Raw genomic sequence first — 24,560 nt, forward strand, 5'->3', positions numbered from 1 at the left:
TAAGCCGGCCGAGGGCACCCTTCCACCGCTAGGCGCTGCCCGTCCAAGCGTGCGAACCGTCAGTAAATTGCTGTTTCTTCCACACTGGCAGTTCCGCTTTCACCTGTTCTACGGCCTTTTCTAGCAGCTCAAAAGCTTCGCGGCGGTGTGCGGCGGAGGCAGCAGCTGCGAAGGCGACGTCGCCGACCTCGAGGTGACCGTAGCGGTGTGCGATGGCCAACTTTGCTGCCCCGGAGCCTTTGGCACAGGCCTTTGCGATCCGTTCAACAACTTTGCCAGCGTCCGGGTGGGCTTCGTAGTCGATAGACACTACGCCCTGCCCGTCGTCGTGGTTGCGCACGCGCCCATCGAAGAGGGCGACAGCCCCCGCCTGCGGGTCGCGTACGGCTTCCTGGAGTGCAGCCACGTCAATGGGCTGGTCAGTAACGCCTGCCCACACCACCTGGGCGTCAGACCCGTCGCTGTAACCCCGGTTTTGCACGGCATGGGTGGCCCGCTGATGCGGGGTAAGCCCAATCTTTTCTGCCGGGGCGGTGTGGTCGGCGTCTGCTAGCTGCTCCGTGATGTGCGAGATGAGGGGGCCTACCGCTGCCACAGCGTCCTTCACACCGCCGGTGGAGCCGGGTGCGTTCACGACGAATGCGCGCGTCCCATCTAGGTCTATGACTCCTGCGACTCCCCGCGAGAGTGCGGCGGCTGGCACCTTAGGGTTGTCTCGGAGAGCCGCCTCGATGCCGCCTGCGCGTTTGCTGAGTAGGGGCGCGGTGGCCTCGGGGGTGACGTCCCGGGTAGAGAACCCGGTACCCCCGGTGGTGAAGATGATGTCGGCTCCGCCCGCAACGGCCGCCTTGATGGCGTCCTGAATGGCAGTGACCTGGTCGGGGACGATAGTAGGGGCCTCTACCTGGCCGTAGTCGGCCAGCAGCTGACATGCCAGCGGCCCGGACTTATCGGGGCGGGTCCCGGCTGCAGACCTGTCAGAAACGGTGATGACAGAAATTTTTGGCATGCATACATGGTAGTTGCTATCAGCGAATACGTCGTAGCGCATGTGGAAAGTGTGTCCGCACGCTTATAGGCTTGAGCACGATGAGCATTACACCTGTAGCCCAGATGGGTCCCGAACTTACTGAAATTCAGCGTGACCGTTACGCCCGCCCCATGCTGTTGGAAGGCATGGGGGAGGCGGGGCAACGCCGCCTCCTTAACTCTAAAGTGTTGGTGGTGGGGGCCGGTGGGCTTGGTTCGCCGGCGCTGCTCTACCTTGCGGGCGCGGGAGTGGGCCATCTGGGCGTGCTGGATTCGGATCGGTTGGACACCTCGAATTTGCACCGCCAGGTCATCCACTCCACGGCCGCCTTGGGGAAGGAAAAGGTGGAGTCTGCGGCGGAGCGCATCCGCGGGCTGAACCCGGACGTGCAGGTTATTACCTACACGACCCGGTTGGATGAGGCGAATATCGACGACATCTTCGCCGCCTGGGACGTGATTGTTGACGCAACTGACAACTTTGCGACGCGCTACTTGATAGACCAGGCGGCAACGCGAGCGGGTAAACCCGAAGTATGGGGGTCGGTGCTGGGTGCGGCCGGCCAGGTTTCTACCTTCTGGTCGGGCCAGCAAGCAGAAGCGGCCGGGGCGCCCGTGCAGGCTCGACTGCGGGATTTGCATCCGGCTGCCCCGCCCGAGGGCGTAATCCCAGTGGGGGCTGCCTCCCCGGTGATTGGCCCGCTGACGGGCATGATCGGGTCGCTCATGGCCGGCGAGGTGACAAAGCTGGTTGCTGGCTACGGGGAGTTACTGCTGGGGCGCGTGGCCTACATTGACACCGCTTCTGGCCAGATGCGCGATATTCAGTTCAAAAGTGCCAAGTGAGTGGCAGCGAAGGAACAGACAATGAAAGATGTAGCTGAACATTATCGGGACGTATTGCGACTGGGGCAGGCCCTGCCAGCAGAAACGCTGCCAGTGGGCGAGGCATTGGGCCGAATCCTAGCTGAAGACGTCACCGCCCGTCTTAGCGTCCCACCCTTTACTAACTCGGCCATGGATGGTTTCGCCGTGCGGGCCCAGGAAACAGCTGCCGGAGTGGGTCTCCCGGTAGCTGCAGATATCCCCGCCGGTCGTACGGACGCCCTCACCTTGGAAAAGGGAACGGCCATGCGCATCATGACCGGGGCCCCGCTGCCGCAGGGGGCAGATGCCGTGATCCAGGTGGAACTTACTGAGGGCGGCCCCGCCAACATGGCACCTGCCGCGCCCGCGACAGTTACGTTTACCGATGCGGTTGCAAAGGGCGCCAATGTTCGCCGCGCTGGCGAAGACATTGCGGCCGGCCAGCTGCTATTTACTGCTGGCACAAGGCTGAGTGCAGCCCACCTTTCCGCCCTCGTGTCCGTCGGCTGCGGGCAGGTAGCAGTGTCGCCACAGCTGCGCGTAGGAGTAGTGACCACGGGCGAGGAACTGCGTGGCGCTGGCGAAGACCTAAAACCGGGGCAGATCCCGGATTCAAACTCGGTGCTGGTGTCCGGGCTAGCCCGTGAAGCCGGCGCATCCCCAATCCTACGAACCTTCCACGCCGACACCGTGGACGGCTTCCTGAAGGACATCGACGCCGCTGCCGGGCAGGTCGACATGCTGGTGACCACCGGGGGAGTCTCGGCGGGAGCATTCGACGTGGTAAAAGCCGCTCTGCGCGAACGGGGAGTCACCTTCACCCGCGTTGCCATGCAGCCGGGCAAACCCCAGGGCTTCGGGAAAGTGGGGCAGGTTCCCATCCTGTGCCTGCCCGGCAACCCCGTGTCCGTACTGGTGTCCTGGTACCTGTTCGCCCTCCCCCTATTGGGGGTCCTAGCAGGTGTTGACCAGCCGGCCTTCGAAGATCGCTTCGTACGCGCCCAGGTGGGAACCGGCTGGAAACGCAAAACCGGCCGCGTCCAGTTCCTGCCAGCTACTGCCCGCGAGGGCGAAGACGGCGGCACTTCGGCACAAGTCCATGTGCACCCGGCCAGCCACGGCGGCTCCAAATCCCACTTTGTAGCATCCCTAGCGGCAGCTACGGGACTAGTGCGAATCCCCGCTGACCAGGCCGAAGTGAAGCCCGGCGAAGAAGTACCCGTCATGTGGTTCGGGAGGGCCCGATGAAATTTACTCACCTTACCCAATCCGGCGACGCCTACATGGTAGACGTGACCGCCAAAACCCCCACCGTGCGCGAGGCGACCGCAATCGGGAAGGTCGAATGTTCGCCCACTGTCATGCAGGCATTGCGCGACGGCACGGTACCCAAAGGTGACGTGCTGGCCGTAGCTCGCATCGCCGGGATCGCGGCAGCCAAACGGGTACCGCAGCTGCTCCCGCTCGCCCACACGATAGGGGTTCACGGCGCGCAAGTGGATCTGCAACTGCAAGAAGACCACGTGGCCATCACTGCCATCGTGCGTACCGCCGACCGCACCGGCGTAGAAATGGAAGCGCTTACCGCCGTGTCCGTGGCCGCCCTCGCCATTGTCGACATGGTCAAGGGCGTGGATCGCTCCGCCCAGATCACCGACTGCAAGATCATCCACAAGGCAGGCGGGCGTTCCGGCGACTGGCACCGGGCCGGATACGAAAAGTAGAGGCGGAAGGGGCTGCCTCTATCCGCCTGCGGCTATCTACGGCCTGGTTTCGGCACCATCTACCCGGCCATGCCGGATCAGCACATCGAAGCTGGAAAGCCGCTTCGCATCCTCGACATCGTGGGTCACTAGCACCGCCGTAAACGGGGAAGCCGCCAGCCGTCGCGCGAGCTCGTTGCGCACCGCCTGCGCCGACGGCTCATCAAGGCCCGCCATCGGCTCATCCAACAACACCACATCGGGGTCTAACGCCATCGCCCGCGCAATAGCAGTGCGCTGCGCCTGCCCTCCAGACAGCTGTGTCGAACGTCGATCTGCCAGCGCTAACATGCCCACCGCGCGCAATTCGGCGGTGGCGCGCTCGCAGGCCTTCTTGGCACTCACTCCGCGTGCCCGCAACCCAAATTCGACGTTTCGCCGCACGCTCATGTGTGGGAATAGCAGCGACTTCTGCTGCAGCAGCACAATGCGCGGGTTAGGCGGGGTAAAACTGACCGCGCCCGCAGAGGGGGTGAGAGTCCCGGATATGAGCGACAACAGCGTGGATTTGCCCGACCCGTTCGGGCCCATGACTGCGGTCAGCACGCCGCCAGGCAGGTTCACTTTTAGGTGCACGCCGCGGTCTTGTACCTGCGCGTCTACATGTATTTTGGGGCAGGACGAGGGCGAAGCAGAAACGGGCAGTTCGCCCTCAGTAGTCGCTTCCGCCTCGACCGGATGTTTCTTAGAGCTGCGCCTTTGCAGTTCCTGCATTTCAGCCTCGGTCCGGCCGCCGGGTAGGTGGGCTGCTAGGGCATTAGCTCCGAACAAGATCGCTAGCGCGAATGCTAGCAGGACTACGGAGAGGGCCAGGGCCTCGTCGGTAGAGGACTGTCGCTGTAAGTAGATAGCTAGCGGCATTGTCTGCGTGGTGCCCTGCAACGAGCCCGCGAAAGTGATAGTGGCGCCAAACTCTCCCAACGCCCTCGAAAAGGACATGGCTGCCGCCGAAAGGACGGAGGGAAACATGACTGGCAAGGTGACCAGGAAAAACGTACGGGTGCGTGAGGCCCCCAAAGAGCGGGCAGCCTGGTCGTATTCGGAACCGCGCGTCCGGATCGCACCTTCAAGTGAGGAAACTAAGAAAGGCATGGCCACAAACGTCTGGGCCATGATGACCGCCAGGGTGGTAAAGCCAATTTCGATTCCCATAACGGACAGGTGCTCGCCAAGTAGCCCGCGCCGGCCCCAAGTTAGCAGTAGGGCCAGGCCCGCCACAACCGGTGGCAGCATCATGGGCAGAGTCACCACCGTGCGCAGCAGGCGCGCCCACCAGCGGTCAGGCAGGTTCGCAAGTACGAAGGCGAGCGGCACCCCTAACAGGACACAGATCGCAAGGGTGGTTCCGCATGTGCGCAACGACAACCACAGGGCGTCCTGGGAGACTGCGGTAGAGACGAGCTGGCCAAAACGCGCCCATGGCGTCTGCACGAAGATTGTTACCAGAGGGAATGCAAGGAAGAGGGCGGCGATCCCGCCGGGCACCGTCAACCAGGGAGCATACTTTAGTTTCATAAATACACCGGTGGCCCGCCGAAGCGGGCCACTGAAGGATTTTTACTTGTTGGTCGGAGCAGTGAAGCCGTACTTCTTCAAGATCTTCTGCCCGGCGTCGGAAAGGATGTAATCGACAAAGGCCTTGCCGCCATCCTTGTTCTTAGCGGACTTGGTCAGTGCCACGCGGTAGTCGTTGACGACCATGTCGGCGTGAGGCATGTCCATGGCCTCGACCTTGTCGGAGGCCATTGCGTCCGTCCTGTAGACGATGCCGGCGTCGGCCTCTCCAGTTTCAACCTTGGCCAGGGTGTCGCCCACGTTCTGTTCTTCGGAAACCGGCGTGAACTTTACGCCCGCCATATCGGCAACTTCCTTAGTGGCGTTGCCGCAGGGCACGCCAACAGCGCAGATTACCAGCTTCTTATCCTTCAGAGCGTTGGTGCTGAATTCCTTCACCCCGGCGGGGTTGCCCTTCGGGACGACCATGACCAGAGTGTTGGTCGCGTAAGACTTGTTGGCCTCGACGTCACCGTTCTTGTCTGCCTTGTCCATGTTCTTCTGATCAGCGGTGAACAGAGCATCAGCCGGCGAACCCTGGTGGATCTGGTCGACTAGGTTCTGGGATCCGTCGAAGCTGAAGGTCACCTTGGTGCCCTTGTTCTGCTTCTCGAATTCCTTACCTAGTTCGGTGAAGGCATTGGTCAGGGACTTAGCCGCGAAAATGGTGACCTGCCCGTAGTTCTTGCCCTGGTCGGACTGGGCAGACTGGGAGGTTTCCGACTTGGCATCGTCGGCCTTCTGGTTGTCGGTAGAAGAACAGCCAGATAGGGCCATGGCTGCGGCTGCCACTAGGGCAAGACCGGTACCAAACTTGCGGAGCATATGTAACTGCCTTTCGTCGCGGCCAAGCCGCGTGCTTATTTAACGATGGAAACGTTCGTAGCCTTGATTTGCGCCTTTGCAATGACGCCTGGCTTTAGCTCCAGGTCGTTTACGGCCTCGGTAGAGATCAGCGATACGACCCGGTAGGGGCCGCACTGCATTACGACTTGGCTCATGACCTTGTCCGAGACTACTTCTAGGACTAGGCCTTCCAGTAGGTTGCGGCTAGATACGTGATGACTCGGTTCGTGAGTGTTCGCATTCTTTAGGTATTCGGCCAGAGATTCCCCTTTGACCTGCAACGGCGAAGAATCCTTTTCAGCCTGAATTCGGCCGTCGTCAAGCCAGCGGCGAACAGTGTCGTCAGAGACACCGAGCAGACGCGAAACTTCAGAAATACGGTAATTCATCAATACCACCTTATCTAGTATTTGCGGATTAGGACAAACATTTACGCCGCAAATGCGGAAGCGTATGTTGGGTAGGTGAGCTGCGTAAATGCAGTCTCTGTTGCCACCATAGCCGAGGGCGGGCGGGAGCGTTGGTGGGGAAAAGATGGGGTAAGCACAAACTTTCGCGGGCGTCCGATCGGGGCGGATTTTGGGAGGGCGTACCCAAAGGCCCAGGATGTAGCGGATTAGCGCTCATTGAGGCGGGTAGGAAAATTTTTAGCCAAATAAATCACATGCGCTCAAATATCCGCTTTATGCCCGAAAGTGCGACAGTAGATAGTAAATATGTCAGCAGATGCGGAGGGGGATGGATGCGCAGATCTGCCGGGGTGCAGCTAGCCCTCCTTCTGCTTATTTCCCTTGTGATGTTGCTTGCAATCATGGTTATCTGTCTAACTGTAGGCAGATATGGGCTGCCCGCTAACACTATTTTTACCGCGGTCAACCCGTTTGCCAGCGCCGACCTTTCTGCCGCAGATGCGACTGTCCTCTACCAGGTGCGCCTTCCCCGCATGGCGGGTGCCGCCCTCGTGGGTGCCGCGCTGGCGCTTGCTGGCGTGTCCTATCAGGGCATCTTCCGCAATCCACTGGTATCGCCCGGAATCTTGGGCGTATCGCAGGGCGCCTCAGTGGGGGCCGCAGGAGCAATTCTGCTGGGCCTCACTACGCTGGGAGTATCCGTAGCGGCCCTAATAGGTGGCATCTTGGCAGTACTGCTTGCTACCTCCATTCCGCGCCTGCTGCACAACGATTCGACCCTGATGCTGGTGCTCTCGGGCGTAATAATCGGCGGCTTCGGATCCGCCCTCGTGGGAATCTTGAAGTTCGTTGCGGATCCGGAAACGGAGCTTGCCGCGATCGTGTTCTGGCAGATGGGCTCCCTTTCGGATGTGCGTACTGATTCGCTCGCACAATGCGCGCTGCTCGCCGTGCCCGCCGCTGCGCTACTGCTGGCAATGCGCTGGCGCATCAACGTGATTTCTCTGGGTGACCAGGAGGCGGCGGCGTTGGGCGTGAATCTGCGCAGGGATCGCGCCGTGGCAATTCTGGCCGCCACCGTGCTGACCGCCGCTGCCGTATGTTTGGCGGGAACTGTGTCGTGGGTAGGGCTAGTAGTACCGCACCTGTGCCGCCTAGTTGTGGGTCCGAACAATTCGCGGCTGTTGCCACTGGCAGTTACCTTCGGCGCCTCTTTCATGGTGGTGGTGGATACGCTGGCGCGCTCGCTCAGCCAGATGGAAGTGCCCCTTGGGGTCGTCACGGGCATGATTGGCGCACCGCTATTCCTGCTGCTGCTAGCGGTGGGCAAGGTGAAAATTCGATGAGCCTGTTGCAACTGGAAAACGCCGGCTTCTACTACCGCGAAAACGAGTGGGTATTCCGCGACGTAAACCTAGACCTTGCAGCCGGGCAAACCCTATCGATACTAGGGCGAAACGGCGCCGGTAAATCAACGCTCTTGCAGGTGGCACTCGGCCTGCTGCCCCCAGCTGAGGGCGAAGCGCGCCTGGACGGGGCAGCCACCACTCACCTGAGCGCTGCCAAGCGGGCCCGCCTAGCGTGCTACCTGCCGCAAGCAGAAAATGTCTCCGTTGCCTACTCGGTAACCGACTATCTACTGATGGGGCGAACCCCCTATCTGGGGGCCTTCAGCTCGCCCAGGAAAAAAGACCGGGCTCGCGTGCGCGAAGTGATAGCCGAAATGGGGCTGGACAGTTATGCGGACCGTCCCATCAACGAACTTTCCGGAGGCGAAAAGCAGCGCATCGGCTTCGCACGCGCACTAGTACAGGGCTCCCCACTGGTGGTTATGGACGAGCCGACGGCCGCCCTCGACATGGGAAACCAAATACGCACCTTGAAGAAGATGCGGGAGCTAGCCGCGGAAGGATACGCGGTCGTGGCCACCACCCACGACCCAAACCAGGCGTTCCTACTGGGAGGCAAAGTCGCCCTGATGGAAAAAGGCAAACCCGTGCGAGTCGGCGAGGCGGCAGAAGTGCTGACCACTGACTCGCTCACGGAACTTTTTGGAACCCCCATCCAGGTGCGCTGGGACGACCAGCTGCGCAGGCACGTGTGCCTAGGGGCCAAGAAAATTGAAGAAAGGTAAGAATATGTCTCTGCTGAAGAAAGTAGTGGCAATTGGTGCGTTGGTGGCAATGCCGCTGACTCTGACGGCTTGCGGGGCAAACCAGGCGAGCGAAAAGCCCTCACCGTCAGCAACACAGACCGAGTCCAAGACTCGCACCGTGACCGATGTGGACGGCACCAAAGTTGAAATTCCCGCCCAGCCGAAACGCATTGCAGACCTGTGGCACGCCAACAACCAGGTGGTGTTGCTTCTGGGAGGCGCGGACAAGCTGGTAGCAACCACCAAACAGGTACAGGCGCTGCCCTGGTTCGCCAAGGTGTACCCGAACATCTCGAAGCTGCCCGCTCCCGCGGCAAAGACCGACCTGAACATGGAAGAACTGCTAGCGGCAAAGCCCGAGGTCGTACTTGCTTCCGATAAGGAGCAGGTCGAGGCCGTGCGCGCCAAGGGCATCCCCGCAGTTCACGTTGAGTTCCAAAACTTTGCGGACATGAACAAAGTCATCGACATTACCGCTGACGTGCTGGGGACTGCCGAGGCCAAAGAGAGAGCCGCAGCCTTCCACAAGTATCTAAACAAGAATCTGAACCTGGTTAGGGATCACCTGAAAGACGTTGCTGACTCGGACAAGCCCTCCGTGCTGCACATTGTTGGTGGGGATGATCTGACTAAGGTTGACGGTTCAGATTCCTTGATCGGCGAATGGATGAAGGCTACCGGTCTGAAGAATTCTCTGGACAACGTCGAAAACATGCAGGAAGTAACCCTGGAGCAGATCATTGGTTCCAACCCTGACGCCATCATCATCGGCGGCGGGAAGGCACAGGCCGGTGTGGATCAGATCAAGTCTGACCCGGCATGGGCCGGCGTGAAGGCGGTAGCTGACGACAAGATCATCAAGAACCCGGTCGGCACCTTCAACTGGGATCGTTACTCTGCTGAAGAAGCACTGCAGATCCTGTGGTCGGCGAAGACCTTCTACCCGGACAAGTTCAAAGATGTTGATCTGGTGGCGGAGACGCAGAAGTTCTACAAGGACTTTTACGGATATGACCTGAGCAAAGATGATGCTCAGCGCATAATCGACGGCCAGGCCCCTGAAGGTGCCGCCAAGTAAATAGCGGTAAGAAGTTATTTGCCCCGGATCGTCCCTGCACAGGGGGCGGTCCGGGGTTTTATTCGGCTAACTGCCTGAAGATCGAGGGCAGTACCTGAAGCATTACGGCTAGGGTGTCTTTTATTCCCCCAGTCGAAGAGGGCGAATTCGCTATTACCGTTCCTGCTGTGCAGATTGTGGTCACGCCGACTAGGCCACGCGATAGGCCGGCTAGGGCGTGCCGAAAATCTGCTGCCCGTTCCGCAACTACTACGGGGGCAGCGCAGTTGTATCCGGCATCGGATAGTAGCCGGGTGGCAAGGGCGGCACCCACAATTCGTTAACCCGGATCCTGCTGAAGCCAGCCCACCTGATCGGTGGCTACGGGCATACCACCTACGGTTTTAACTACATTGGCCCAACCGGAAACTAGCGTGACGAAGTAGCAATACTTCGCCTCCGTAGCCAGGAGGTGCAGTTCTAATGAAGGTCATGGCACAAATTGCCATGGTCATGAACCTGGACAAATGCATCGGATGCCACACCTGTTCTGTCACCTGTAAGCAGGCGTGGACCAACCGTGACGGGACGGAGTACATCTGGTTTAACAACGTGGAAACAAAACCCGGCATCGGCTACTCGAAGCGCTGGGAAGACCAGGAAAAGTACCGGGGTAGGTGGAAGCTCAAACACGGCAAATTGACCCCGAGCCTGGGTGGGCGCGCCCACCTCTTGTCGACCATCTTCGCCAACCCGCGCATGCCCGGCCTGCAGGATCACTACGAGCCGTGGACCTATGAGTACGAGAAGTTAACGACTTACCATTCCCAACCTTCCCGGAGGCTATCCGATGAACGCACTAGAGATTTTTTGTTGGGGAATCTTCCCCTATATCTGCATGAGCCTGTGCATCGGCGGATTGGCGTGGCGGTGGTGTCACGACCAGTTCGGATGGACTTCACGCTCCTCCCAGCTGCACGAATCTACCCTGCTGCGACTCGGATCGCCGCTGTGATGACGGTAGCCGGTTTGTTCATTCTGCTCTACCGCCGCTTCCGTGTGCGGGGCGTGCGCGAGGCAACGACGCGTGCCGACAAGATCATGTACGTGTTCCTCACCATCCCCATTCTGCTCGGAGCATGGGCGACACTGTACAACCAGGTGTTCGGCCAGTCCCCGGCAGGAGCGGCCGGCTACGACTACCGCGAAACCATATCGCCGTGGCTGCGATCGCTGTTTTACTTCCACCCCAAGGTGTCACTAATGGCAGACGTGCCCGTCAGCTTCAAAATGCACATTGTTGCGGGATTCTTATTGTTTGCGCTGCTGCCACTGACCAGGCTCGTGCACATATTTAGCGCCCCGATGGGGTATACGACCAGGCCATACGTGGTGTACCGGTCGCGTGAACCGCACATTTCGGCCGCCAAACCCGCGCGCGGTTGGGACAAGCCGCGTACCGCCCAGCGCTTCGAGGAATGATCGACCGACCGCGATGTCCGCTACTAGATGCCGCGCAGCTGGCGGCGCACGTCCTCGGGAAGGGCAGCTAACGCTTCGGTGGGCATCGCGGCGGTGAATGGGTGTTGCTCCCGGTAGGCACACATGCGGCACAGCTCGCCCTCGGCAGCCGGGTGCGGGTTCTTGCATTTCTCGCAGGGCTGGAGCTGCTCGCCGTCCTGCTGGGTGGCCGTGAAAGAGGTCAAGGCAGTAGCCCCCTGCTCGTCCGCTACGGAACGATTCGGACAGTAGTGTGCGGCCACCTGGCAGGCCGGGCAGAGGGCGCGAAAGTTGGTGGCGGCGGCCCGGGCCGTAAAGTTGCGGTCGGCATTTGCCGGGCACTTCTCAATCAGTGTGGCACAGGTGGAACAGCGTAGGCAGTGCAGGGCGTCGGCCTCGGAAAAATCGGTGGGCCGGAAGATGGCGTGCGCTGTGGCCAGGTCGTGAAAGGCTTCAAAGCTGCGCCAAGAATTACTGGCCGAAATGGTGAGCGCCGAATCGGAGCGGGTCGGCAGCAGAGTGCGGCGCGGAACCAGCCCGGTGGCCACATCCATTATCTGTGGGCGGCGGCTGGCTCGCTCGGGTGGGGCGAAAGGGAGCACCAATTCGCCCAGGACAGCCTGCAAGCCCGGCAGCGGAGCACAGGTCGAGCAGGGGTAAAGTTGCAGGTAGGAGGCTCCCTGTACCAGAAGTTGCGCGGCTTGGGGCGCAGTCAGGTCCTGGGCATGTCCGGGAAGAATAAGGCCAGCATCCTTCTTGCCAAGGGCGGGTACGGCAGCATCCTTGCAAAACAGCACTAGGTTTTCCACCGGGTCAGCTGCGGCCAACCACTGCAACGCCGGGCGTAGATCCATTTATAGCTCGGTTTCAGAGGGCCCAGCAGTGGCCGGATCTAAGGTAGTGGCTGCCTCAGCTAGGCTGGCGGCTTCCTTCACCAAAGCTGCGGCCAGTTCTACAGCGGCCTTATACGTTGGGGAGGCGGACTGCGTGCGCACTCCGCCCACCACGTCTACAGCCAGCGGGCCAGTGTAGCGGTCTACGAAGGTTTGCAATGTGCCCCCAGTTTGGTGGGCGTCCGGGGCTTCGCCCTCGCGCCAAAGCCCCGCAAGGAAAGTCGCAAGGTGACCGATGAACGCCAGCTGCGTGGCAAAATGCGCTGGGGGTAGCGAGGGCGTTGGCGCGGCAAAGCCGAACTTGCTGTACAGGGCGGGCAAGGCCGCATCCGGGTCCTGGCCCAACAAGGATACGCGGCCCAAAGGCCCGAACAGGCGGGCGTACTCGTTTGAAAGGTCGCGTCCGTGCTCGTGCTCGTTCTCTAAGATGGCTGCCGCCTGGACTGACTGTTCGTCCCGCAGCGGCCACATGCGCAGAAGCGCGGGATTGGAAAGGTTTTCCAACAGGCCGCGGTCAGGCATGGCTGCGAAAATCTTGTGCAGTACAGAAGCTGCGGTGCCGACGCGCACTCCGCGGCTGGTGATATCTTCCGCGGCTGGGGTAGTGAATGGGTCGAAAGCCATTACAGCTGGTCCTTCCACGAAATCGGGTTGTCCTCGATCTTCACCGGTTCGGGTGCGGGAGTAGAAGCACATCCGCAGTTTTCACCGCAACCGCAGGCTGGTGAATACCCATCCTGTTGGAGGGCATTTTGCCACTGTGCCAGGGTGCCGCAGGTAAGTTTCTGGACGCCGGTAAGCCAGTGGGTAGTGGCGGCCTCGGCTGCGCTGGCAAGCATCTGTGGGGCCCAGGCAGCTACGTGCTCGAAAGTAAAGGCAGCTGCCAAGTCGAGGGCGGCCTGTGCGCGTTCGGGCTGGTTCGCATCCAGTTCGTCGAGGACGGCCAGGGTGGCCTTGGAGAGGAAATCTAGTTCTAGGCCAATGTGGTCATCCGGGTCGTGGCCCATGCGGGGAGCCTCGTAGCCGAGCGCCGCATAAAACTTCCTCACCTGCAATGTCTGTTCGTCGAAGACTAGGCCGTCAGTACCGCGGTGAACGGATTCGTAGGGTGCAACCTTGGCGCCGGCAGCTATACCGTAAACCTCATTTTGATCCGCCCATCTAGCGTCTTCGTCCTCGTCCGTGCTATGGGAGATTTCGCGGGCTCCGTCTTTGGTGTCTCCTTCTAGGGGCAGAGGCCACTGACCGATCATGTTCCGCATAGAGGAGGCCGTGTCGTCCTTGGCGGGTTGCAGGTGCAAAGAGGCAAGCACGGCAAAAGCCGCGCTGAAAGCATCAAGCTTATTGACGTCGAGCATAGGATCCTATCGTTGGTATATAGCGGTCGACCCAGGTAACTGGCGGGGTGCCGCTGCTCCTGGGAAGCTGCATAGGTACCATGATAAGGGGTTATGCCCGACCAGTCTGTTAGCAGTAGGTGCTTTCGTCTGCGGCTGACAGATTTGGTTATCTTTGGGGTAGTTTCGAAGGTGCAGCTAGGAAGGGTAGGCATTTAAGACGCCTAGTAGGCTACCTATCTTGAGCCTCTTTGAACATGTCACTTGCGAAGACACGCATCGATTCCGAGTGGGGTTGGCCTGTGGGCAGCTCCCGCCAGGGTCGGATGAAGATTGCCTCTAGCGTAAGTGTCAGTGGATACGCCGAGGCGACGAGCAGCGCTGGGGACAGGGGTGCTATAAACGTGTTGGCGAGGGCGAAGCCTCCAAAGCAAGCAATCCCAATTCCCGCTAGAAAGCACCATTTTGTACCTAGTTTGCGGCGGTGCGCCATATAAATTAGTGTGGCTTCGACGGATTCTGTGGCGGCCATGATCGCTATGTAGGTTGCCCACAGTGTCGCGAAGCTTATCTTGTGTGCGCCAAAAGTCAGATTTATAGCAGTGATGATGAAGCCCATAGGAAGCATGGCGAACAAGCCGAATACCACATGGGTTATCACGTAGTCAGAGAATTTTCGGTTAGGTTTTCTCAAAATACGTTTCTTTCGAGGGCGAAGCGGTTTTCTTAGTACCGCTCATCGGAGTAGGTATCGGAGTCTGACTGGAAGTGCTCGCGGGTCATTACTTTAGTTTCTTCCCACTTTTGGTGTACCTCAGTGCGGGATAGGTCCGTATCCCACGGCTTCATGGTAAGGATCTCAACTAGAGAAAGAACCGGATAAATGATCGCCATTACGGCTGTTGCGTTGATGTCCTTACTGGCGAACCACGCGATTATGAGGCTAATGGCCAGGGAAAACAAGACTGTTGCGAAATAATTCCACTTTGTTCCAGGTTGGGTACTGTGGTATCGCTGCTGCAACGTATAGAGCAAAATTGAGGCAAAGCTTTCGGTCGCGATGGCAATTATTATGTACCCAGGTACAAAGTTCTCTGCGGTAATCTTATGCGTACCTAAAATCAGATTTATTAGAGCGAAAACTGCCAACGCTGTAATTGTCTTTATTGCGCCTATAAATAGATGTCCGGCAAGGACGTGCTGGAACTCAATTTGGTCAGGATTCTGGTTCTTAAACATTGCTGCCTCGTTTTAAGAAAAACAAGCTTTCTTTACCGCATCTAATCCTAAGATGCCCTCAATAATACTTACCGCATCCTCACCTATCTCGGCTGCAGCGCTACCGCTAGCTATCGCATAATAGATTCCGCGCAAGCCGCCCCAGAGTGCTCTCGCTTTCTTCAACCAAGAAATTACTTTCGCGATTGGAATGCCATATTGGAGTACGGTAGCAGCTACCTGCGATGCGCAAAGGGCCCAGTTAGTCGCCGTAACGGCTCGGGAGATGCCAACAGTGTTCACTCCTTTAAGTGTTCACTCCTTTAAGCGCATTTCTCACAGCTGCCGCTACCTTAGGATTAGATGGGTTCCCGTTCTTTATGTCTTCAGGTAGCGAATCTAGTACGCTGATAATCCTATTTAAAATCTGGTCGGCTACCTGTGAAGTGGTTGTGACGGTAGTGGTCCTGGCCGGACTAGGCTCTGCCGAAGTTGCGTTAGAAGGTGCGGCGATAGAGAAGGGCACCGTTATTGCGAGTAAAGTTCCGATGCCTAAGCGGATCGATGGTCTCATATTCCTCTCCTTCGAGGTGTGAAAGTGCGCTTCGCCGCACACAATACGCATCATAGAGTAGCTGCGCAAGAAAAAGATATTTTTGAGTAGCTAGATTAAGGTGCCATTAAGGAATGTGAAAAATAGATTAACACACAAGATCGCTCTGACTCAGGTAAATATTCATATTTTTAATATTGGCCAATAAAATGACTAGGAAAATTAAATTTAAAACTTCTTGCCATTTGCTATTGCGCCGGAGCCGTAGGCCTTGCCGGCCTCTGCTTGTACATGTAAAAACCCGGGCCAGATGCGACTGCAACCGACCCGGGTAGGAGCTGTCGTTTGCTCGCTAGCCCATCGTGGTGTTGATGCCAGCACGGATTAGGCCTTCGTAGTGCAGGCCGCGACCCAAAAGCTCGGTGGCAATAGCCAGAATGAAAGCGACTGCCAGCAGGACGACTAGCAGGGTAGAAGGGCTAGTGGCCTTTTCTAGTTGCTTGCGCAGAACCAGCGCGATCAACAGTACGGCGAGCGCTAACGTAATCAGGCGAATTGCTAGGTACCCGTGGTCCATCATCGCGTGCGCTACTTGGCGTTCCACCTCGGAGCCAAGCCCTAGCCCAGTCATGTGGAACGGGTAGGCGACTAATAAAATAGCGCCAGCAACAGCGGCAATGGAAGCAGCCATGCGCAAGGACCGCTGGGTCAAAGACACCATCTCGATGGTCATACGCCCCTCAGGGAATAGCCCTCGGGAAATAAGGCCGGTTGCCTTGCGGAAGGTCGAAACGGAATCGCCCTTGCCGTCGGTAGTGCCAGTGGCCTTATATTCGCGCCACTGTTCCTTAGTGATCTTGCCCTTCGCTACGTCCTCTTCCTGGATCTGAGAACCGGAGACCAGGGGAGTGGGGTTGCCATCACGCTTATTCTGTACGCTCCAAGCAGCAAACAGAGCAACGGCCACTGCCAGCGCCCCAGTAAAGAACGCGGAGCAGAAGAAAGATACCCAGGTGAACCAAGAGTGCCAGGCGGGCACGGTTTCGGTGAAGTAGTAAACCCCGCACATGGATACCAGTAGGGCTAGCCCTGCTAGTGCCGTCAGGATGGCCAGCACGTCACGTACCTTGCGAGAAAAGAGGTCGAACCACTGGGTGATTGCGAACAATGCGCCTAGGGCTGCGTACAGCACTCCGGATATGAGTTCGCGAGACAGCCACGAGGAACCCATATTGAACAGGGTGTATGGCGAGTGCATCGGATCGTTCAGGTGGAAGAACGCGGCAAAAAAGCCCAGGACTAGTAGTGGGCCGGCCGCGTACATGCCAGCGTTAGTGATGCGATCGATGGTTACGTGCCGCATCCCGGTCCAGCGGCCAATGAACTGGATTATGCCAAGGATCCAAAACGCCCCCACTGACATTTGTGCCACGGTGGTGAAGATGATCATTGGCAGTTCGCCGATGTGCATGATGCTCCTTTTTCGAAGTCCCTAACTAGAGTTCTTTAGGGTTCTGAATAGTGCCCGTGCCTTCGTCCCACTTCTGAGCATCACGGTGCGGTTTCACTACCAGGTGTGGCTTGGTAATGGACGGGTCAGGGAGCGGGGCAATACCTGCCTCCGACCCGAATTCCTTGCGAAGCGCGTCAATGGGCCCCCAGCCGAGAGCGCGAGTGGGACAGGCGTCGACACAAGCTGGGTTTTGCCCCTGCTCTCGGTAGTCGTAGCACAAATCGCACTTTGACATGTGTCCGGTACGTGAGTCAAGCTGTGGCGCTCCGTAAGGGCACGCCCACTGGCAGTAGCGGCAACCAACGCATTTGCTTTGGTCGACGTAGACCGTGCCATCCTCGCGGCGGCTCATCGCGGTGGTCGGACAAACTCGCATGCAGATGGGGTTTTCGCAGTGGTTGCATGAGATGGAGGTGTAGTAGCTGAATACCGATGGGGTGAAGGTACCTTCTTGTTTGTTGGTATGCCAAGATCCACCTGTGTATTCGATCACGCGGCGCCAGTTCATGCCCACGGGTAGGTCGTGCTTGTCCTTGCAAGCGATTTGGCAGGCCTTGCATCCGTTGCACAGAGTCTGGTCGAAAACAAATCCGTACCCGGCGTCTTTCTGCGTGAATGGTTCGTCTGCCGTGTCGTGTCTGCCCGGTTGGGGGATCACGTTCTGCGCCATCGCTTCCTCCTCATGTTCTATCCGAAGTTTCGGCGACAGGTGTCGCTTACGTATATGGGCAACTATAGTAAGCAGGGATTTTGCCGCAGAAAATGGGCCAAGTCCGGCTACTTTAAGGGCACCCAGGTGTTTCTTTATTGGGCGAGGGCGAAGGCACTACTTATCCGGGTAGAACGTGCCTGGCTAGCGGCAGAACGCCGCCGAAACTGTGCCCGCCTCGGCGTAGGAAGCTTGCGCCCCCAGTTTCTGGGTTGAAAAAGCGGAAACTGCGGAGGCGACGTGGGCGCCCTCGGCAAGATCTAAGCCGGCAGCAGTGGCTGCCAACAAGGTCGCAAAGAAGGAGTCGCCCGCGCCCGTAGTATCCACCGCATTCACGGGATAGGGAGCCACCTTAGTTATCTGCTCGCCGGCGAGCACTAGCGACCCCTCGGCCCCCAAAGTGATCACGGCTCTGGCCACGCCCAAAGTGGACAGAGCTCGGCCAGCCTGCTCCCAGTCTGAGAACTCTAAATCCTGGTGGGCAAGCATGTCCCGAAGCTCATGTTCGTTGACGATCAGAACATCGACGTTCTGCATCAGTTCCGTGGGAAGGTCGGGGCGGAACGGAGAGTTATTGAAAAACACGACCGTGCCAGCCGCGCGAGCAATTGCGGCGGCAGCGCAAGCCGCTTCCAAGCTGACCTCCAGGCAAATCCCCAAGGCGTCGGCCTCTTCAATCAGGTGGGCGTGCTTCGAAACGGTGGCAGCATCCACGCTGCCGTTGGCTCCCGGCGATACCACGATCGTATTTTCGCCCTGATCGTTCACTGTGATGATGGCGGTGCCAGTAGGAGTATCGATGCGCTCGATGGCGGCTGTGTCCACCCCGGCCTGATCGAGTGAATCCAGCAGCAGCTGCCCGTTGGCGTCGCGGCCCACGGCACCGACCATGCTCACATGCGCGCCCAACAGGCCCGCCTGCACTGCCTGGTTGGCACTCTTTCCGCCGGGCAGGATCACCAGGTCCTGGCCGGTAACTGTTTGTCCGGGGCGCGGAAAATCAGCGGTGCGTACGGTTAGGTCAGCATTCAGGGAGCCCACAACCGCGACCTTGCCGGGCGTGGCGGTAAGAGTTTCTAAAAGGGAATTGAGCTGCATGTTTTACTCCTAAGAGAGGCGGGTTGTTGAGTTTCGCAGCCGCAGCGTTGCGGGCTGAAAGATGGTCTTTGGACTGGCAGAGGGCGAATTGATGCGCCGGCGCAGCAGTGTGGTAGCGGCTCGGGCAAGTGCCGCAGGGTCAGCCGCAATCGCGGTCAAAGACGGGCGCAAATAGCTAAACCAGGGCAGGTCATCAAACGTGGCGAGGCCGATCTGTGCTCTCGTCTCCTGTAAACATTGCAATGCGCCGAGGGCAATCATGTTCCCGCCCACTACTAGTGCGTCAACGTCGTTGCTAGAAAGTAACTTGGCGCAGGCCGCCCTGGCAAGATTCGGGTTGTGCGGCACGTGCCCGGTGGGGATAGGGGCATCCGGAAAGTGTCGGCGCAAAGCCGCGGCTACGGCCTCGGCGCGCGAGATCCCGGTAGACGTGTCGGTGGGACCGCACAAGATGGCGGGACGGAAGTAGCCATTTTGGGCCAGGTGCGCGGCCAACTGGACCACCGCCAGGGCGCTATCGACGAGGGCGCAGTCCAACTCGGTCCCATCCAGGACGCGGTCTACGGCCACAGTGGGTACCTGGTTGATGAGGCGGATAGTAAGGGGGCTCGCCTCTCCGGTGGGCACCAGCAGGAGACCGTCTACGCCCTGCGCAAGCATGGAACCGATGACTTTTTCTTGCGCCGTGGGGTCTTCCTGGCTGTTTGCGATTAGGAGTGAGAGGCCGACTTTGTCTACTTCTCGTTCAATGTGATGGGCCAAGGAAGCGAAATAGGGGTTGTCTATGTCGCCCACTGCCAGGCCGATTACTCCGGTGCGGCGCGTGCGCAGTGCGGAGGCGGGACGGTAGCGGCGGTAGCCGACTTGTGCGGCTAGTCCCTGCACGCGCTCTACGGTTTCGGGAGGAAGTTTGGTGGAGCCGGCTAAGGCTCGGGACACCGTGGATACGGAAAGCCCGAGCCTTTGAGCCAGTTCCTTTTGGGTGATCATTGCTGGGGTGCGTGCTTCGGAATCAATAGAGAGAACGCGAAGGCTGCGCACAGCAGGATGGCGCCGGCGACGGTGGTAACGACGTAGCCGTGCTGGCCCATGCCGGCAGCTGTATTGATCGCGTACAGTACCGCGAATGACATGCCTGCGCCTAGGTTGAAGGCGCCCGCGTTCAGGCCCGGCAGGTATCCGGGGTTGTCAGCGGGCGAGAGCTCAATGCCCAGCCCGTTTAGCATGATGTTTCCAATGCCCGCGTAGGTGATACCCACGAAAATGGAAATGATCAGCAAGAATGCGGGGGTGGGGTGGTAAACACTGAAGATGGTCAGTATCAGTCCGATGATGGTGCCAGCTAGCCCGATGCGCAGCACTTTGTGGTAGCCGATGCGGCCTGCCAGCGTGCCAGCGACTGGGCCCATGGCTAGCCCGGCGATCGCGTAGGGCGTCAAGGTGTACAACGAGACGACCTCTGCGGCCATGCCCGCTCCTACCTCGCCGTCCTGTGCGAGGGCGGGGATGATGCCGTTCATGATGGCGAAGACGCCGGTCATGGTCAGTAGGGTGGTGGTCAACAATGCCCAGGTGGAGCGGGCCTTCAGGTAAGTGGTGGTGACGAGCGGGTGAGCCGTGGCGCCCTCGCGCCGCCAGAAGGTGAGTGCGCTGAGTACGCAAACGACCGCCAATATCACGACTAGCACCCACTTGGCAGCGGCGAGTTTGGCCGCCTCGTTGATGGCTACAAGAGCCGTACCTACGGCTATGACCAGCAGTAGCGTGCCGAGCCAGTCCATGGGAACAGGCGTGTCGATGCTAGTTTCGTCAGTCATGACCAGGACGCATCCCGCCGCTATGAGGGCGATAAGGGCCATTACCCAGAAGACCGAGGAGAAGCCGAAGTGGCCAGCCAGGTAACCGCCAGCCAGGGCGTCTACGCCGGCGATGCCACCGTTTACAGCGGTGATAACCCCCATTAGGGTGCCGTAGAGCTTGTTGTCAGTAACTGCCTGGCGCAAGATGATCAGGCACACCGGCACTGTGGGGCCGGCGACGCCTTGAATTAGGCGGCCGATCATCAGCAACGCCACGGATTCAAAAGTGCCTGCCAGGGCAGAAAGCACGCAGCCGATGCCGGTCAGCGTCATCATTGCTACCAGCAGCTTGCGCCTGCCAATGATGTCGCCGAGGCGAGGGAGGAATAGTGAGAAGAGGGCAGCGCCGGTGAAGAACACCGTTTGGGTTAGTCCAATGGTGTTGGCGTCGGTGTGCAGTTCCTTCTCCATGGTCACCAGTGCCGGCGAGAGCATGGAGGCGTTCAGCTGGAACGCAAAACAGGCAATGAGCAGCGCAGTCATCACTGCGGCTACGGAACGGGTCTTAGTCGAATTCATTTATTCGCCTTGCTATCGATGGGTTGTTTGCCGGGTTAGTTTGCAGATTGGTGGGCGGGCAACTGTTTCTGAATGCGATCGATGGCATCGGTGACTACGTCCCAGAACTTGTGGAAGTCCAACTCGGTTGCTGCCCAAGTGTGGCAGTCCCCTGGAGCTGGAGCGCGGAAATCGGCTACCGTCATTCCCAGGGTAAGAGTGCCAGTCAATTCGATGTCGATTGGAACCTTCACGGTCTTTACGATTGCCGGGTCGATCAGATAGGCGACGGTACACGGATCGTGCACCGGCGGGAAGTCGAAGCCCTGGGCATCTTTGTAGGCCTTGCGGAAGAAGGCAAACAGCCCCAGGGTGAAGTCCGATACCGGGCCAGGATGTGCGGCGATCTGCTTGGCCACGTCGTCGGTTGCCAGCGCCTGGTGAGTCAGATCCAGGCCCACCATTACCACCGGCCAGTTTTCGTTGAATACGACGTGGGCGGCCTCGGGGTCAACCTTGATATTGAATTCGGCAACTGGCGACCAGTTGCCGGTGTGGTAGCCGCCGCCCATGAGGACGACCTCGCGCACGCGTTCCACGATGCGCGGTTCCTTGCGAACGGCCATTGCGATGTTGGTTAGAGGACCGGTGGGAACCAGGGTAATTTCGCCCGGTTCTGCCTGCATGATGGTGTCAATGATCAGGTCCACGCCGTGGCGCGGATCGAGTTGCATTGCCGGTTCGGGAAGGTCTACCCCATCTAAGCCGGTGTCTCCGTGTACGTCCTCGGCAATTTCTACAGGACGCACCAGCGGGTTCTTGCAACCGGCCGCGATGGGCACGTCGTGCATTCCGATCACGGTGGCGACGCTGAGCGCATTGCGCGTTACTTTCTGCAGTGTCTGGTTGCCGCCCACGGTAGTTACCGCCGCGAGTTCTATTTCCGGGTTGCCCCACGCCAACATCATGGCTACCGCATCGTCATGTCCTGGGTCGCAGTCCAGGATTATCTTCCGTGGCATCGTTGCCTCCATATGGAACAGTCTGAGTCTTTAGCGTTTATGTAGTTGTTAGTTTTGCTTGCCTGCGTAGATGCGTATGCAAACGTTTGCACAGCCGAGTATAGCAGTCCCATAAAGCCTGCGGTAGTGCCGAAATCCTGCGCTGATGTTAAAAAATATGGCCCCGCCTGCGCCCGGCCGGAAGCGAGCCGGACGCAGTAGCGGGATGTGTTATTACGCCTTCTTCACCTGAGCCAGGTTTGTGTGTTGCCCGTTGCCCTTCGACAGAGGAGTGGTGTGCAGTGAGGTGAGCACGTTCATCGCGCCGCCGTGGTCAACGCCGTCCTTATCCCACTCGACCCAAGCGCCCTGCGGTACTGACACGACGCCGGGGGCGATACGCGGAGATACGAAGGCTTGCGTCTGGATCTTGCCGCGGTCGTTGAAAATGAGCACCTGGTCGCCATTTTGGATGCCTCGTTCCTTCGCGTCGGCGGTGTTGATCCACGCCTTTTGCGGGTGTGCCTCGCGGTTCTTGGACAGGTTTCCGTAGGTGGAGTGAGTCCTGGACTTGTAGTGATGCCCAATGACCTGCAGCGGGTACTTCTTGTTGGTGCGTGCCTCTTCGACGCCCTCGCGCGTTGGAACGTATGCGGGAATGGGCGTGATCTCGTCCCCTGGCAGCGGGTTCGGGAACTGCCAGGTCTTTGCCAGTTCTGCCAGCTGGGAGGAATATAGCTCAATCTTTCCCGAGGGCGTATCCAGCGGGTTCGCCTTGGGATCTTCGCGGAATTCCTTCAGCGGCACCACGTGCTCCTTGGAGGGGTAGCGGTAGACACGCATCTTGCGCAGCTCGTCGAAGGTGGGGAATTCCGGGTTGTCCTTGCGGGTGACATCCTGAATTTCGCGTGCCCAATCTTCGGTGGTCTTCTTGCCCTGCGAGAATTTGTCGCCGATGCCCATGCGGCGGGCGATTTCGGCAGTCACGTCAATAGAGGAGCGGCATTCGTATAGCGGTTCGATGGCTTTTTCTGCCATGATTTCGTAGGCCAGTTCGCCCGTGTATTCGCTGGGGATCAAGTCCCATCTTTCCGAGGTCGTAGTGTCGGGCAGAACCAGGTCGCACAGCTTCATGGAGGCGGTCATCTGGTTGTCCATGCCCAGGATGAATTCGCACTTAGAATCGTCATCCAGAATCTCGCGGGTGCGGTTTATATCGCCGTGCTGCGAAGACAGCATGTTGGAACCGTAAATCACCATGAACTTGATGCCCACGTCCAGCTTGTCCTTGCCGCGCACCCCATCCTTCAGGGCGGTCATTTCCGGCCCATGGTCGATGGCGTCGGTCCACTTGTAGCAGCTAATGGTGGTTTCAACCGGGTTTTCCCCGTCGTCCATCCACACGGACTTGGGCCAGTAGTAGCCGTCGCGTCCGCCGGTGCCGCCGCCGGGAATACCCACGTTGCCGGTAACGCATGCCAGCAAGTAGATCGAGTTGGCCTGGTTTTCGCCGTTCGCGTGCCGCTGCGGGCCCCACCCCTGGTTGATATTTACGGGGCCGGAAGTGGCGACCTCGCGCGCAAACTTGCGGATGGTGTCTGCAGGGATACCGGTAATCGGGGCTGCCCATTCGGGGGTCTTCTCCACCCCGTCCTTGCCTTTTCCTTCCACGTAGGAACGGTAGGAGGCGTTCTTGGGGGCACCCTTTGGCATGTGTGCCTCGTCGAAGCCGATGCAGTACTTGTCAAGGAAGGCCTGGTCGTGCAGGTTTTCTTTCAGCATTACGTGGACCATGGCGGCCACTAGCGCTGCGTCGGTGCCGGGACGGATGGGGATCCACTGGTCGGCGATGGTCGAGGCCGTATCCGAATACCGCGGGTCCACCACGATGATCTTCACGCCCGCCTTGTGTGCCTGCGTGGCGGTGAAGGCGATGCCGCCACCGGACATGCGAGTCTCCAGGGGGTTGTTGCCCCAGAACACGATCAGCTTGGAATTGTCGATGGAATCTTCCAACGAGTTCGAGATCTGTTCGTCCGCCGCCCCGTAGACGTACTTGGTGCACTGGGAAATCTGCAGGTAGGAGTAGTTGCCGTAGTAGCCCAGGTGCCCGCCGAGCAGGTTGAAGAGGCGGTGCCAGCCGCCCGAGTAGGCCACGTGCGCGTTCCATACGCCCGACCCATAGTTTTTGTATACCGATTCAGGGCCGTACTTGTCGTAGGTGTAGCGCAGCTGTTTGGTAATAATGTCGAAGGCTTCATCCCAGCTGATTGCCTTGAATTTGCCATCCGAGCGTTTCTTTCCGACACGCTTTAGCGGGGTCTTGATGCGGTCGGGGTTGTAGATGCGCTCGCGCATGTTTCGCCCTCGAACGCAGGCAAGAATGTTGCGGTTCTTGATGGTGTTGTCCCCGGTGTTGTCCGGCAGGACGCGCACGACCGTGCCGTCTTTGACCTGTAAGCGTAGCGGGCAGCGGGAGCCACAGTTGACCACGCATGCGGACGAAACTGTGCGGTCAACGTCGGTGCGCCCGGTGCCGTTGGCTACCAGGTTGCCCTTGCCAGGGTGGGAGTACTTCACGTCTTCTTTGGCGCATGCCACCAGTCCGGCGCTTGCTCCCGCGACGGCCGACCATTTTAGGAAGGAACGACGAGTTGGGCCTGAAGCCGATTTCAAATCTTTCACCGCTACCTCTTTGCT

Annotated in this window: 26 protein-coding genes and 2 pseudogenes; 10 read left to right on the top strand and 18 right to left on the bottom strand. The window is 59.1% G+C overall.

Going from position 1 to position 24,560, the window contains the following annotated elements; all coding sequences use genetic code 11:
- Nucleotides 1-28: 28 nt before the first annotated feature.
- On the bottom strand, nt 29-1,009 hold the full coding sequence (locus tag AC1EKG_RS04720; RefSeq protein ID WP_040315245.1) for a molybdenum cofactor biosynthesis protein MoaE: 981 nt from the start codon (nt 1,007-1,009) through the stop codon (nt 29-31).
- Between the two features lie 80 nt (nt 1,010-1,089).
- Here AC1EKG_RS04720 and AC1EKG_RS04725 point away from each other — a divergent pair, with 80 nt between their 5' ends.
- From AC1EKG_RS04725 to moaC, 3 genes are read left to right on the top strand one after another with little or no spacing between them, the layout of a single operon-like run.
- Nucleotides 1,090-1,875: a HesA/MoeB/ThiF family protein gene (locus AC1EKG_RS04725; RefSeq protein ID WP_004806832.1), complete on the top strand. Its 786-nt coding sequence runs from the start codon at nt 1,090-1,092 to the stop codon at nt 1,873-1,875.
- A gap of 21 nt (nt 1,876-1,896) precedes the next feature.
- On the top strand, nt 1,897-3,144 hold the full coding sequence (locus AC1EKG_RS04730; RefSeq protein WP_004806830.1) for a molybdopterin molybdotransferase MoeA: 1,248 nt from the start codon (nt 1,897-1,899) through the stop codon (nt 3,142-3,144).
- Nucleotides 3,141-3,620, top strand: a complete 480-nt coding sequence (moaC, locus tag AC1EKG_RS04735) for a cyclic pyranopterin monophosphate synthase MoaC (protein ID WP_004806828.1) — start codon at nt 3,141-3,143, stop codon at nt 3,618-3,620. Before AC1EKG_RS04730 ends, moaC begins: the two co-directional genes overlap by 4 nt.
- A gap of 36 nt (nt 3,621-3,656) precedes the next feature.
- Here the strand turns inward: moaC and AC1EKG_RS04740 are convergent, their stop codons facing one another.
- The 3 genes from AC1EKG_RS04740 to AC1EKG_RS04750 are packed head-to-tail and all read right to left on the bottom strand — an operon-like array spanning nt 3,657 to nt 6,448.
- Entirely contained in the window at nt 3,657-5,174 is a 1,518-nt protein-coding gene (locus AC1EKG_RS04740) for an ABC transporter permease (RefSeq protein WP_048706622.1), read from the bottom strand.
- 42 nt (nt 5,175-5,216) lie between these two features.
- Nucleotides 5,217-6,038, bottom strand: coding sequence for a molybdate ABC transporter substrate-binding protein (gene modA, locus AC1EKG_RS04745; RefSeq protein WP_004806824.1), 822 nt, complete (start codon nt 6,036-6,038; stop codon nt 5,217-5,219).
- 35 nt (nt 6,039-6,073) lie between these two features.
- A complete protein-coding gene (locus tag AC1EKG_RS04750; protein WP_004806822.1) occupies nt 6,074-6,448 on the bottom strand; it encodes a TOBE domain-containing protein in 375 nt (124 codons plus the stop codon).
- Nucleotides 6,449-6,523: 75 nt separating this feature from the next.
- On the opposite strand from AC1EKG_RS04750, the gene AC1EKG_RS04755 reads away from it, so the two are divergent.
- The 4 genes from AC1EKG_RS04755 to AC1EKG_RS04770 all read left to right on the top strand — a co-directional run bounded on the left by AC1EKG_RS04755 (nt 6,524) and on the right by AC1EKG_RS04770 (nt 9,702).
- On the top strand, nt 6,524-6,679 hold the full coding sequence (locus tag AC1EKG_RS04755) for a hypothetical protein (RefSeq protein WP_155855898.1): 156 nt from the start codon (nt 6,524-6,526) through the stop codon (nt 6,677-6,679).
- Between the two features lie 122 nt (nt 6,680-6,801).
- Nucleotides 6,802-7,815: a FecCD family ABC transporter permease gene (locus AC1EKG_RS04760; protein ID WP_004806820.1), complete on the top strand. Its 1,014-nt coding sequence runs from the start codon at nt 6,802-6,804 to the stop codon at nt 7,813-7,815.
- On the top strand, nt 7,812-8,603 hold the full coding sequence (locus AC1EKG_RS04765; protein ID WP_048706623.1) for an ABC transporter ATP-binding protein: 792 nt from the start codon (nt 7,812-7,814) through the stop codon (nt 8,601-8,603). Before AC1EKG_RS04760 ends, AC1EKG_RS04765 begins: the two co-directional genes overlap by 4 nt.
- Before the next feature lie 4 nt (nt 8,604-8,607).
- On the top strand, nt 8,608-9,702 hold the full coding sequence (locus AC1EKG_RS04770; RefSeq protein WP_004806815.1) for an ABC transporter substrate-binding protein: 1,095 nt from the start codon (nt 8,608-8,610) through the stop codon (nt 9,700-9,702).
- A 58-nt stretch (nt 9,703-9,760) separates the two neighbouring features.
- Here the strand turns inward: AC1EKG_RS04770 and AC1EKG_RS04775 are convergent, their stop codons facing one another.
- Complete coding sequence (locus AC1EKG_RS04775; protein WP_004806812.1) at nt 9,761-10,015, bottom strand: molybdopterin-binding domain-containing protein; 255 nt, start codon at nt 10,013-10,015, stop codon at nt 9,761-9,763.
- A gap of 149 nt (nt 10,016-10,164) precedes the next feature.
- Here AC1EKG_RS04775 and narY point away from each other — a divergent pair.
- Both narY and AC1EKG_RS04785 read left to right on the top strand, forming a co-directional pair.
- A pseudogene (narY, locus tag AC1EKG_RS04780) lies at nt 10,165-10,560 on the top strand (nitrate reductase subunit beta); the annotation flags it as partial.
- A pseudogene (locus AC1EKG_RS04785) lies at nt 10,532-11,163 on the top strand (respiratory nitrate reductase subunit gamma). The pseudogenes narY and AC1EKG_RS04785, both read left to right, overlap by 29 nt.
- Nucleotides 11,164-11,186: 23 nt before the next feature.
- Here the strand turns inward: AC1EKG_RS04785 and AC1EKG_RS04790 are convergent.
- The 6 genes from AC1EKG_RS04790 to AC1EKG_RS04815 form a co-directional block, all read right to left on the bottom strand.
- Complete coding sequence (locus AC1EKG_RS04790; RefSeq protein WP_004806809.1) at nt 11,187-12,035, bottom strand: hypothetical protein; 849 nt, start codon at nt 12,033-12,035, stop codon at nt 11,187-11,189.
- Nucleotides 12,036-12,698 (bottom strand): molecular chaperone TorD family protein, encoded by a 663-nt coding sequence (locus AC1EKG_RS04795; protein ID WP_004806807.1) that lies wholly within the window; start codon nt 12,696-12,698, stop codon nt 12,036-12,038.
- Complete coding sequence (locus tag AC1EKG_RS04800; RefSeq protein WP_004806806.1) at nt 12,698-13,432, bottom strand: TorD/DmsD family molecular chaperone; 735 nt, start codon at nt 13,430-13,432, stop codon at nt 12,698-12,700. The genes AC1EKG_RS04795 and AC1EKG_RS04800 overlap by 1 nt, the downstream gene beginning before the upstream one ends.
- Before the next feature lie 211 nt (nt 13,433-13,643).
- Nucleotides 13,644-14,105 carry a hypothetical protein gene (locus AC1EKG_RS04805; RefSeq protein WP_040315122.1) on the bottom strand — a complete coding sequence of 154 codons (462 nt, stop codon included), beginning with the start codon at nt 14,103-14,105 and terminating at the stop codon, nt 13,644-13,646.
- A gap of 32 nt (nt 14,106-14,137) precedes the next feature.
- Entirely contained in the window at nt 14,138-14,374 is a 237-nt protein-coding gene (locus tag AC1EKG_RS04810; RefSeq protein WP_481067755.1) for a hypothetical protein, read from the bottom strand.
- Nucleotides 14,375-14,662: 288 nt separating this feature from the next.
- Nucleotides 14,663-14,932 carry a hypothetical protein gene (locus tag AC1EKG_RS04815; RefSeq protein ID WP_004806799.1) on the bottom strand — a complete coding sequence of 90 codons (270 nt, stop codon included), beginning with the start codon at nt 14,930-14,932 and terminating at the stop codon, nt 14,663-14,665.
- Between the two features lie 77 nt (nt 14,933-15,009).
- Between AC1EKG_RS04815 and AC1EKG_RS04820 the strand changes: the two genes are divergently transcribed.
- Nucleotides 15,010-15,225 (top strand): hypothetical protein, encoded by a 216-nt coding sequence (locus AC1EKG_RS04820; RefSeq protein ID WP_040315120.1) that lies wholly within the window; start codon nt 15,010-15,012, stop codon nt 15,223-15,225.
- Nucleotides 15,226-15,534: 309 nt separating this feature from the next.
- Here AC1EKG_RS04820 and AC1EKG_RS04825 read toward each other — a convergent pair whose 3' ends face one another.
- From AC1EKG_RS04825 to AC1EKG_RS04855, 7 genes are all read right to left on the bottom strand, one after another.
- Complete coding sequence (locus AC1EKG_RS04825; RefSeq protein ID WP_004806796.1) at nt 15,535-16,653, bottom strand: dimethyl sulfoxide reductase anchor subunit family protein; 1,119 nt, start codon at nt 16,651-16,653, stop codon at nt 15,535-15,537.
- A gap of 25 nt (nt 16,654-16,678) precedes the next feature.
- Nucleotides 16,679-17,365 carry a DMSO/selenate family reductase complex B subunit gene (locus tag AC1EKG_RS04830; RefSeq protein WP_004806794.1) on the bottom strand — a complete coding sequence of 229 codons (687 nt, stop codon included), beginning with the start codon at nt 17,363-17,365 and terminating at the stop codon, nt 16,679-16,681.
- 183 nt (nt 17,366-17,548) lie between these two features.
- On the bottom strand, nt 17,549-18,502 hold the full coding sequence (locus AC1EKG_RS04835) for a ribokinase (protein ID WP_004806793.1): 954 nt from the start codon (nt 18,500-18,502) through the stop codon (nt 17,549-17,551).
- 9 nt (nt 18,503-18,511) lie between these two features.
- Nucleotides 18,512-19,492, bottom strand: coding sequence for a LacI family DNA-binding transcriptional regulator (locus AC1EKG_RS04840; protein WP_004806791.1), 981 nt, complete (start codon nt 19,490-19,492; stop codon nt 18,512-18,514).
- Nucleotides 19,489-20,880 carry a uridine transporter UriT gene (gene uriT / locus AC1EKG_RS04845; RefSeq protein ID WP_004806788.1) on the bottom strand — a complete coding sequence of 464 codons (1,392 nt, stop codon included), beginning with the start codon at nt 20,878-20,880 and terminating at the stop codon, nt 19,489-19,491. Before uriT ends, AC1EKG_RS04840 begins: the two co-directional genes overlap by 4 nt.
- A 35-nt stretch (nt 20,881-20,915) precedes the next feature.
- A complete protein-coding gene (gene uriH / locus AC1EKG_RS04850) occupies nt 20,916-21,881 on the bottom strand; it encodes a uridine-preferring nucleoside hydrolase UriH (protein WP_004806786.1) in 966 nt (321 codons plus the stop codon).
- A gap of 213 nt (nt 21,882-22,094) precedes the next feature.
- Nucleotides 22,095-24,545 carry a DMSO/selenate family reductase complex A subunit gene (locus tag AC1EKG_RS04855; protein WP_239181493.1) on the bottom strand — a complete coding sequence of 817 codons (2,451 nt, stop codon included), beginning with the start codon at nt 24,543-24,545 and terminating at the stop codon, nt 22,095-22,097.
- Between the last annotated feature and the right edge of the window lie 15 nt (nt 24,546-24,560).

Source organism: Winkia sp. C0117E2 (assembly GCF_056590455.1).